The following is a 9,946-nucleotide window of genomic DNA, read 5'->3' on the forward strand; positions in this document are numbered from 1 at the left end:
AGTAAAAAGAAAGTAGTTATGACACTCTTTAAAAAATTTGAAGTAGACTTTGAGAGTCAGAATGTAACCATATCCATTTCCGATGAATTTGAATATATATTGAATCAACTTAACGCTAATTTCACTAGCTTTGAATTGGAAGAATTCACTAAAATCCGTTCTACATATGCTAAAACAACTTACAGAATTTTAAAACAATGGCGTACTCAAGGTATAAAAGAATTTAGAAAAGAAGAATTTCATGAATTATTAGATATTCCAAAGTCTTATGCACAATCAGATATCAATAAACGAGTGTTAAAACCTATTCAAGAGGAACTGACAAATTACTTTAAAGGGTTAAAAGTTAATCTTAAAAAAGCTAAAACCAGAGGGAATCCCATTACAGGTTATTGCTTTACTTGGCAAGCCGAAAAAACAGGAGAATGGAAAGATTTTGAAGAACTTAGAATGAAAAAAACACCTATCCGAACAGAAACAATACCTGAACAAATTCTTGCTGTTGAAAAAGAAGACCAAGAAAGAAAGAAAAAACTTCAGGAAGAGTTCTTCCAAAAAGCAATGCAGTTGCGTGATCGATCATTTGATGAGCAAGCACAGCTTTTCTCTGAAGCTAGAGAAGTTGATACCTACAGAATGCCAAATGCTACTCAGTTTTTAGATACCTTGGCTACCTTAATGTCTTTTGATTTAAAAAAATATTGGGATCCTATCTTACAAAAGGCTCAGTCTGAAGGTGAAGAGAATGGCTGATAAAACTATAAAAGAACTTGCTGAAGAACTTGGAGTTACTAAACAAGCAATATGGCAAAAGATAAAAAAAGATTCGTCAACAAATTTACATCAATTTATGTCAAAAAAAGGCAATACAGTTTATCTTTCAGTTGATGGTCAAAACATTATAAAATCAATGTTTAAAGATAAATCGTCAACAAATCGTCAACAAAAAGACGTAAAAGTTGACGACAACTCCGAACTTCTATTTTTAAGAAACTTAATTGAGGATCTTCAGAACGAAAAAAAGGAATTGCATAAATTACTAGATCAACAACAACAACTCACCCTTCAGTCAAATAAACGAATCGAGCAACTAGAAGCTCAATTACAAATTGGATCTCAATCACCTAAAGAGGAACAACCTTCAGCTGAAGAACCAAAAACTGATCCTGATTCAATGCCGGATAAAAAGTGGTGGCATTTTCTCCGGAAAGATTCCTGATTTTTGGTTTGATCAATAGAAAGCCACTGCACGCTAAAATCCCACCTTTTCAAAAGGTGGGTATAATTGGGCACTATAAATTTTAGTCGTCATTTTATCAGAGTATATCTACGCTCTTATCATGTCTCAAATATGTTCTTACTATGTTCCTAACGTGTCCCAATCATGTTCGAAACATGTCCCTAGCCCTCTTTTCATGTACCCACATAAATCACCTAGCACTGCTAGGATACCCGCTCTTTTGGGTACAGATTTCCCTTATGCTCTTCTTAACTTTTGCTTGCTGTTCCAGGCAATCTAAAGTTGAACGCTCTGGGGTCACTGGAACACTTTCAGAAAAATAAGAAATGCTGTTAAATCAACGTTTTATTAAAAATCAGTTGGCCACTACCGCTATTTTCTGTACGGATGTTCCAGTGACTCCCGTTTATTGTAATAGACAAGAGGACGGAATCAATGGTACGAAAAGTTGCGCTATAAAATGAACGATTTTTGTCTTTGGGATGAAATTGTGGTAGCGATCCGAAGAGTATATAAGAAAAAACCAAAAAGAACTAAATCTCTTTGGCTTTTTAACGAGCTTGGCAATTCTAATTTAGTCTAAATATTAATATTGGCGCTAATCACCAAAATTTTAAAGTATTCCTCCGTTAGTAAATAGAGCTATTACTTTTTGTAGAAATTCAGACTGTTTTGAACTGCTTATATCATTTGTATAAGGATAAATTTTATAACGTAGAGTCATTCCATTAGGAGCATCATATATAAATTCTCCCGACAATATACTGATCTCCATATGGTTATCTAGTACAATATAATTGTCAGTAATTTTTTTTACAATATTAGCTGTGTAACAAAAACTATCTGTTGTTCCAATTGTCTCCTCTTTTAAAAGAATCTTATCTCCAATAGTTAAACTAGACAACCACTTATCATACTTGGAACTAGCTTCAGAAATATTACCAACTCTTTTATAGTATTCTGTTAAAATAATCATTACTGCCTTATCTTGAACCTGATTTGGTTGTTCATTTCTTGTAATTACTCTTTTAGATAAACCTGTTTGTAATGCAACGCTTGCTATACTCAGATTAAGATGCTCTCTTGTGTCTTTTAATAATTCACTATTCATTTTTTATTCTCCTAACGCATTATTATCAAGATAGGGGTAGTAGCCGAATTTCTAGAGTAGAGTTGATTTAAAAATTTAAAATACTTTAATTAATTAGGTGAAATTTGACTATGTTTGCTTATGATACTATTATTTTAAAAGTAAACTTATGTACATAAAATAATAAGTTTAATGGCTTACCAATTAATTAAGTTGTTTAAAATAATGATAGTTTCGGTTAGGAAAAAAATTAGAAAAGTTAAGTTGGCTCTCCTATCTAGATTATTTTTTTTAAGAAAAATATACATTAGCACAACAGAAATTAGACAAATAACTTCCAAAATTAAAGATATAATTGATAAAGTGCTGCTTATATTAGGAATTAAATTGATAACTGTAGCAATAATTGCAGATAAAGAAAAAATTAAATATAATTTTTGAATTTTTCTGTAATCGATATATATACCCAAAAATAGTAAAATAAAACTAATGAAATTTATAAATATGATTATTTGCATTCTCAGAGCACTCCAGTCTTATTAAAATAAACACAGTTAACTTAAAGAAGTTAACTGTGTTTATTTTAATAGATAATTAAACATTTTTCCACTTGTTTCTATTTCCTTCTTTTTGAACTCCTTTTACAAAGCCACCAAGAAATTCTCCGACAGGTTCGACCCAACCAAGCCATCCCCATTTAGCTCCACCATAAACATTCTGTAACTCTTTATCATTCAAAGTTCTAACTTTTTTTTCTTTTATCAAGTGAATCGTCTCCCTTTAATGTATTTTTATCTTCTTTTTTTACGATTTATTCTATCAGCTTGATTGACATCACTCATATTTCCTAATCCTTTTAAAACCCAGTAACCAGCTGTTCCCGCATATTCACCAATCGTACCCCAAACAGAGCCCCCAACACATTTTTTTAATTCTTTTTCTGACAAAACTTTCATCAAATTACCACCTTTCTCTTATTATACAAAATTATTATACCATAATTTTTATCGTTATATTGACTCAAAAAATGATATAATACAATCATATTGTACCATATAACAATAATTAAGCGATAGCTTTTTTGTTATATTTTAGTCTAAAAATAATTCAAGGAGATTTTGATGAAATTTAAATTAGTAAAACAACAAGATGAAAAAGATTGTGGAATTGCATGTTTATCCATGATCTTAAGCTACTATAAAACTGAAGTACCTATTAGTAAATTACGTGATCATTCTGGAACAGATTTAGAAGGAACTTCAGCATATGGTTTGAAAAAGTGTATTGAGAAATTTAATTTTAATTGTCAAGCTGTTCAAGCAGATTCAGAAGTATGGAAAGAAAAACAATTAGCAATGCCACTAATTGCACATGTCTTAATTGATCAATCATATTTTCATTATGTAGTGGTCTACAAAGTAAAAGAGGGAATGCTTTACATAGCTGATCCTGATAAAGGAATAAAAGTTCAATCAATATCAGAATTTGAGAAACAATGGACAGGTGTTTTATTATTAATGACTCCCAATCAAAAATATACTCCTACAACAGAAAAAGTAAATAGTATTACTTCTTTTTTGCCCATTCTTTTCAAGCAAAAGGGAATAATCGCACATATCGTGTTAGCCTCATTTTTTATAACATTATTTGGCATATTAGGCTCTTATTACTTTCAAGGAATTATTGATTCATTTATTCCCAATCAAACACTATCTACTTTAAATACCGTGTCCATTGGTCTTATCTTTGTTTATTTCTTTCAAGTTCTATTCGAATACAGCAGAGGTTATTTACTAATCGTTCTCGGTCAACGAATGAGTATATCTGTTATGCTCAGCTATTTTAAGCATGTACTAAAATTACCCATGACTTTCTTTTCGACCAGGAAATCAGGAGAAATCATTTCTCGATTTCTCGATGCTAATAAAATTATCGATGCTTTAGCAAGTGCTACTTTGTCAATGTTTTTAGACGTAGGTATGGTGGTCATTATTGGTGCTGTCTTATTCGTTCAGAATCAGATACTTTTCTTTATCTCCCTTGCAACCATTCCATTTTACGTAGTTGCTATTCTAGCTTTCGTTAAAGCATTTGATCGCTCAAATGAACAAGAAATGGCTGCAGGTGCTACTTTAAATGCTAGTATTATCGAAAGCTTAGAGGGAATTGAAACAATAAAAGCTTATAATGGTGAAGAAAAAGTTTATAATAAAATCGATCAACAATTCGTAAAACTGATGAAAAAATCCTTTAAACAATCTAACCTCGACAACATTCAACAAGGTTTCAAGCATGGGATTCAATTAGTAAGCAGCGTTCTTATTTTATGGATTGGATCTTATTTTGTTATAGACGGAACAATCAGCTTGGGGCAATTAATAACATTTAATTCACTCCTTATTTTTTTTACAGATCCTTTGCAAAATATTATCAATCTACAAGTAAAAATGCAGACTGCTCAGGTAGCAAACCGTCGTCTTAATGAAATATTTTATATTGAACCTGAACGAATAGAAGGATCTCAAACTAAAAATATAACGTCAAAAATTTTCAATGATGGTATTACTATTGACAATGTTTCCTTTTCTTATGGAATGAAAGCACCTGTGATACAAAATATCACAACGTTTATTCCTCAGAATGCTAAAATCGCTTTAGTCGGCGTAAGTGGATCTGGAAAATCAACATTAGCTAAATTGCTTGTCCATTTCTATTCTCCTTCTGAAGGGGCAATTTCGTATCAGAAAATCAACATGCAAGATATTGATCTTCATTTTCTGAGAGACCACGTGACATATGTACCGCAAGAATCGTTTTTCTTTCATGGAACGATCCTTGAAAATCTAACGTTTGGTTTGTCTGAAGAACCTTCATTTGAAAAAGTGATAGAGATCTGTGACTTTGTTCAATTATCAGATTATATAAATCAACAGACGTTACGCTTTGATACACTTATAGAGGAAGGTGGCTCCAATTTATCAGGTGGACAAAAACAACGATTAGCACTCGCTAGAGCGCTTTTGAAAGATGCTGAAGTACTTATATTGGATGAAGCTACAAGTGGTATGGATACCTTACTAGAACATACAATTATACAAAATTTAAAAAACTTATCAGACAAAACGATTATTTTTATAGCCCACCATTTGTCTATCGCTAAAGCATGTGATCATGTACTTGTAATGGATCAAGGAAAACTGGTTGAACAGGGTACGCACGATGAACTCCGTTACAATCGTGGAATGTATCAGAAGCTTTGGGAAATTAATAATTAAGGAGTATTTTTATGACAAATGATTGGCAAAATAATTCAACTATATATTTAAAACAACAATCACATTTTTATCGATGGATACTTTATCCTATTATGCTCTTGTTCTTTGGAGTGACTCTATTTCTTGTCTATGGATCTTCAGAACAGGTAATTCGTTCTAAAGGACAACTTACTTCAAATGAAATAATACATGTCCAGATTCCTATTGAAGCTTCCGTTATAAAAAATCAATTGAAAGAAAACCTTGTAGTAAAAAAAGGAGATCCTCTGATTACCTTTGATTTAGATCCATTATCAAAGCAACAGCAACAAACAAAAGAAAAATTATCTTCTATCAATCAACAGATTCAAGCTATTGATACTCTTGTTAAAAGTTTTGAAGCTGAACAGAATTTATTTGAACAAAGTGATGCATACGGATATTCTAATCAAATAAACGCTTATTTAAAAGAAAAAGAAGGAATAACTCAAGCTACGCAACAAATTGAAAATACTTATGAGAATAATTTAACTTCTACGCAAAAGAAAATAAATCAATTATCTGAACAGTTAACAAAAAAACAAAATGAATTACAAGAATGGACGCAAATACGTGCTGCTTGGCTAAACCAACAATCTTTGCAAGGATACACAGCAGAAAATATGTCGAAATATGCTGTATGGTTAAAACAAGTAACTGCAACTCCTGAAACAGAAAAAGAACAAGTAAAAGCAACTATATTGGCGGAAATAGATACCTTAATTAGTCAACAAAAACAAACAATTGATCAATTACAACTTGAAAAAGATGGCGCTGATCTACCTACTTCTCCAGTTAATGATATAGCTAGTCAAAAAACAGCTGTTGATAAAACAAAAGAGCAGCAAGTTGCTATAATAAAAGAAAAAAAACAGGAACTTTTATTGAGTTATGAAGAAAATGAAGCTACACTAAAAAACATAGAATACGAGCTAAAAAATGAAACAATTTATGCTCCTTCAGATGGAGTTATTCACCTAGCTTCTGAATATAAATCTATGAAGGAAATCCCTAAAGGAACGATAGTTGCAGACATTTATCCCTTAATAAGTACCACGGAAATGACCGTTGTAGCACAAATACCTGCTAACGAAATGACCTATGTAAAGGTTGGAATGCCGATACACCTTAAATTAGACAAAAAAGGGATTTCCGAAAGGATTTTAAACGGCAAGCTAACTGAAATTTCTGAAACTAGCACAACAACTGAACAAGGAGTATTTTACTCAGTCAAAGGGTTAGTAACTATTCCTAAGAACACAGAATTTCGATATGGTTTAACTGGAGATATGACATTCGTCATTGGTAAAAAAACTTATTGGAAACAGTTAAAGGACTTACTTTTTAATCAAACTTAGGAGGGATTAATCAATGAAAAAATATTTATTTCCGAAAATTGTATTGCGCAAAAGAACCTATGGTGAAAAACGGACTTTAGATGGATTATTTGATGTTATTACCACCATTTTAAGTTGCATATAACGTCCTTTTCAATAACAAGCTTCCTGAATTTCCATACATGAGATTCGCAAAAACAAGCAAAACAGAAACCTTGTTTTAACAGGGTTTCTGTTTCCATTTAGAGGTAGACCAATTAATTTGGGTGTTTTGGGTGGCTGGAAGTGTTGGTATTCCTGGTACTTGGTATAATTCTTTATTATGTTAACAAGACAGTTAAATAACAATTACTCTTAGTAATACGTAGCTTTAGTATTTAATTTTTGAGCTCTTATTTATAGAGCTTTTTTTAGTTTGTTCGTTTGTATTCAGATCACTCTATGATATAGTTATTTCATTACTAAGGAGCGTGTAACATGAACGATTGGAAACTTGAAAAATACGTCGATGATTACGTAAAAGCAAAATTCACAACAATGGGCTTAGTGAGTCAAAAAGATTATTATGAACAATCTGACATGAGTGACTATTTAAAAGAGGCCTTAAAGGGTGGTGCAAAAACAAAAAATAAAGCTAATTTTGGACAACCTGAATTTACTTTTGTTTTTGAAATTAATAATCGAAAGATTGCAGTTGTCATTGAAGATAAACTGGGATTAAAAAAACTTATTTCTGAAACAAAAGATGGCATAAAAATAGATGAAAAATCGGTTAGATCTTTTGCGGTTAATGGCGCAATCAATTATGCCAACGTTATGATTGACAACGGAAAATTTGATGATGTCATTGCTATTGGTATTGCAGGTGATAATGAAGAAAATATCCAATATAAAGTTTATTATGTTTATGGTTCGGGAGAGAAATCTTACAAATATTTAGAAAACGTCACAACATTAGATTTCCTTGAAAATAAAGCTAGTTTTAAAGAATTTTATAACCAGGCAACACTAACCGAAGAAGAAAAGCATGATATTTTAATTCGTTCAAAATCAGATTTAGCAAAACAAGCAAAAAAACTCAATAAACTTATGCATAATCATAATATTACTGCACCACAACGTGTGTTATACGTCTCTGGAATGTTATTATCCATGCAGGACGTATTAGATCCTAATGGAAATAAAATTCAAGATGGGTTATTGCCAGAAGATCTGAGAGGAATCCAATCTGAAACGAAACGTGACGGTGTACAAATTTATAACCAAATTTCTGAATTCTTACATGCACGCAATATTCCCAATGAAAAAATAAATCTGATGTTAGCTTCATTCAATGAAATCAAAAAAGATAGCCAACGAGATGAAGAAACAATGCTTGATAAAGAAGTAAGTAAACTATTTGCACAAGAACAATCAGCGAACAAACAAATATTTACATTCATTTATGAATTTATTTTTAAATCGATTGATGAAACAGCTGGACATTTGGATATTATGGGTGAAATGTATTCTGAATTTTTAAAATATGCTTTAGGTGACGGAAAAGAAATCGGGATTGTTTTAACCCCACCTTATGTGACTAAAATGATGGCGAAAATTTTGAAAGTCAACAAAAATAGCAAAGTTATGGATTTAGCAACCGGATCTGCTGGTTTCCTTATATCCGCTATGGAATTGATGATCAATGATGCAGAAACTGTTGGAAAGGAAACGACAGCAGCTAAAAAACAAATCAAAAAAATCAAAAAAGAGCAGCTTCTAGGAATTGAATTGAATGCGGAAATGTATACTTTGGCAGCAACAAATATGATCTTACGGAAAGACGGTAGTGCAAACATTCAAAAGGCAAATACTTTTAAAACACCGGCAGAACTGTACGAACAATTTAAACCAACTATTCTATTACTCAATCCTCCTTTTAGTTTCGAAGAAAATGGCATGCCGTTTATTGTTTTCGGCTTAGAAAAAATGGAAATAGGCGGGCTCGGGGCAATTATCATTCAAGACTCTGCAGGTTCAGGAAAAGCCGTGAAGAGTAATCAGCGAATATTGAAAAAAAATCAACTGATTGCCTCTATAAAAATGCCTGTGGATTTATTTCAACCAATGGCAGGTGTACAAACGTCGATTTATATATTTGAGCATACAGGGAAAGAGCATGACTATGATGAGTTAGTGAAGTTTATTGATTTTAGAAATGATGGCTATAAACGTACTGCAAGAAATTTACTAGAAATTGATCACCCAGCAGAACGTTACGAAGATATTTTAAAAATTTATAAACAAGGGAAACGTGCACAAGGTTTGAAAGCTCAATGGGATTTAGACTCCATTTACTTCGAGGACACAATTACAGATTCAGGAACAGACTGGAACTTTGAACGACACCAAACGATTGACACAAAGCCAACTGAAGCAGATTTCATGAAAGTAGTGGGAGACTATCTGAGTTGGGAAGTCAGCCAAATTATACAAGGAGAAAACTTCCCAAAGTAATTTTGCCACCACTACAAGAACCTAGTGAGTGGCGAGACTATCGATTAGAAGACTTGTTTACAATTGGGACAGGATCAATTTTATCCAAAGATATGTTACTGGAAGGAAATATTCCACGAATTTCAGCAAAATCAGAAAATAATGGCATAATAGGTTATTACGACACTAAAAAAAATATGGCAGCAAGACATTTTGAAAATTTTATAAGTGTGAATTTTTTTGGTTCTAGTGGAGGAATTTTTTATCATCCATATAAAGCAAGTCTTGAAATGAAAGTACATGCATTACAACCGAAGGGCTTTGTTCTGGATAGAAGTACAGGTATTTATTTTGTCACAGCTTTGCTATCGATACTGAATGGTTACACTTATGGAAATCAATTATCAAGTTCGAAATTAAAAAGTGAAAACTTTGTTCTAAAATTACCATCAAAAGACAATCAACTCGATTTTCAATATATGGCATACTATGTCCAACAGATCGAGGCATA

At 32.0% G+C, this 9,946-nt stretch carries 9 protein-coding genes; 6 read left to right on the forward strand and 3 right to left on the reverse strand.

Annotation, left to right across the window (positions count from 1 at the left end):
* Together A5819_RS18775 and A5819_RS18780 are read left to right on the forward strand one after the other, a co-directional pair.
* On the forward strand, positions 1 to 753 hold a 753-nt coding region (locus tag A5819_RS18775), incomplete at its 5' end, for a replication initiation protein (protein WP_139843566.1).
* Positions 746 to 1,219: a DUF536 domain-containing protein gene (locus A5819_RS18780; RefSeq protein WP_086353107.1), complete on the forward strand. Its 474-nt coding sequence runs from the start codon at positions 746 to 748 to the stop codon at positions 1,217 to 1,219. The genes A5819_RS18775 and A5819_RS18780, both read left to right, overlap by 8 nt.
* Before the next feature lie 634 nt (positions 1,220 to 1,853).
* Here A5819_RS18780 and A5819_RS18785 read toward each other — a convergent pair.
* From A5819_RS18785 to A5819_RS18800, 3 genes are all read right to left on the reverse strand, one after another.
* The gene (locus A5819_RS18785; RefSeq protein WP_086353108.1) at positions 1,854 to 2,351 is read right to left on the reverse strand and encodes a hypothetical protein; all 498 of its coding nucleotides are present in this window, start codon (positions 2,349 to 2,351) and stop codon (positions 1,854 to 1,856) included.
* 573 nt (positions 2,352 to 2,924) lie between these two features.
* Positions 2,925 to 3,095 (reverse strand): lactococcin G-beta family bacteriocin, encoded by a 171-nt coding sequence (locus A5819_RS18795; protein WP_176271518.1) that lies wholly within the window; start codon positions 3,093 to 3,095, stop codon positions 2,925 to 2,927.
* A 26-nt stretch (positions 3,096 to 3,121) separates the two neighbouring features.
* Positions 3,122 to 3,286: an enterocin 1071A family bacteriocin gene (locus tag A5819_RS18800; protein ID WP_086282452.1), complete on the reverse strand. Its 165-nt coding sequence runs from the start codon at positions 3,284 to 3,286 to the stop codon at positions 3,122 to 3,124.
* 165 nt (positions 3,287 to 3,451) lie between these two features.
* On the opposite strand from A5819_RS18800, the gene A5819_RS18805 reads away from it, so the two are divergent.
* From A5819_RS18805 to A5819_RS18820, 4 genes are all read left to right on the forward strand, one after another.
* Positions 3,452 to 5,605 (forward strand): peptide cleavage/export ABC transporter, encoded by a 2,154-nt coding sequence (locus A5819_RS18805; RefSeq protein ID WP_086353109.1) that lies wholly within the window; start codon positions 3,452 to 3,454, stop codon positions 5,603 to 5,605.
* A gap of 11 nt (positions 5,606 to 5,616) precedes the next feature.
* Entirely contained in the window at positions 5,617 to 6,981 is a 1,365-nt protein-coding gene (locus A5819_RS18810; protein WP_086353110.1) for a bacteriocin secretion accessory protein, read from the forward strand.
* A gap of 456 nt (positions 6,982 to 7,437) precedes the next feature.
* Positions 7,438 to 9,456, forward strand: coding sequence for a class I SAM-dependent DNA methyltransferase (locus A5819_RS18815; RefSeq protein ID WP_086353111.1), 2,019 nt, complete (start codon positions 7,438 to 7,440; stop codon positions 9,454 to 9,456).
* On the forward strand, positions 9,411 to 9,946 hold a 536-nt coding region (locus A5819_RS18820; RefSeq protein ID WP_176271519.1), incomplete at its 3' end, for a restriction endonuclease subunit S. The genes A5819_RS18815 and A5819_RS18820, both read left to right, overlap by 46 nt.

It is taken from the genome of Enterococcus sp. 7E2_DIV0204 (genome assembly GCF_002140855.1).
In the GTDB taxonomy this organism is placed as follows: Bacteria; Bacillota; Bacilli; order Lactobacillales; family Enterococcaceae; genus Enterococcus_L; species Enterococcus_L lemimoniae.

What these genes read in the sequence shown, in the direction of transcription:
- A5819_RS18810 (WP_086353110.1), top strand. Translation starts at nt 5,617, where the DNA reads ATGACAAATGATTGGCAAAATAATTCAACTATATATTTAAAACAACAA.
- A5819_RS18815 (WP_086353111.1), top strand. Translation starts at nt 7,438, where the DNA reads ATGAACGATTGGAAACTTGAAAAATACGTCGATGATTACGTAAAAGCA.
- A5819_RS18800 (WP_086282452.1), bottom strand. Translation starts at nt 3,286, where the DNA reads ATGAAAGTTTTGTCAGAAAAAGAATTAAAAAAATGTGTTGGGGGCTCT.
- A5819_RS18780 (WP_086353107.1), top strand. Translation starts at nt 746, where the DNA reads ATGGCTGATAAAACTATAAAAGAACTTGCTGAAGAACTTGGAGTTACT.
- A5819_RS18805 (WP_086353109.1), top strand. Translation starts at nt 3,452, where the DNA reads ATGAAATTTAAATTAGTAAAACAACAAGATGAAAAAGATTGTGGAATT.
- A5819_RS18785 (WP_086353108.1), bottom strand. Translation starts at nt 2,351, where the DNA reads ATGAATAGTGAATTATTAAAAGACACAAGAGAGCATCTTAATCTGAGT.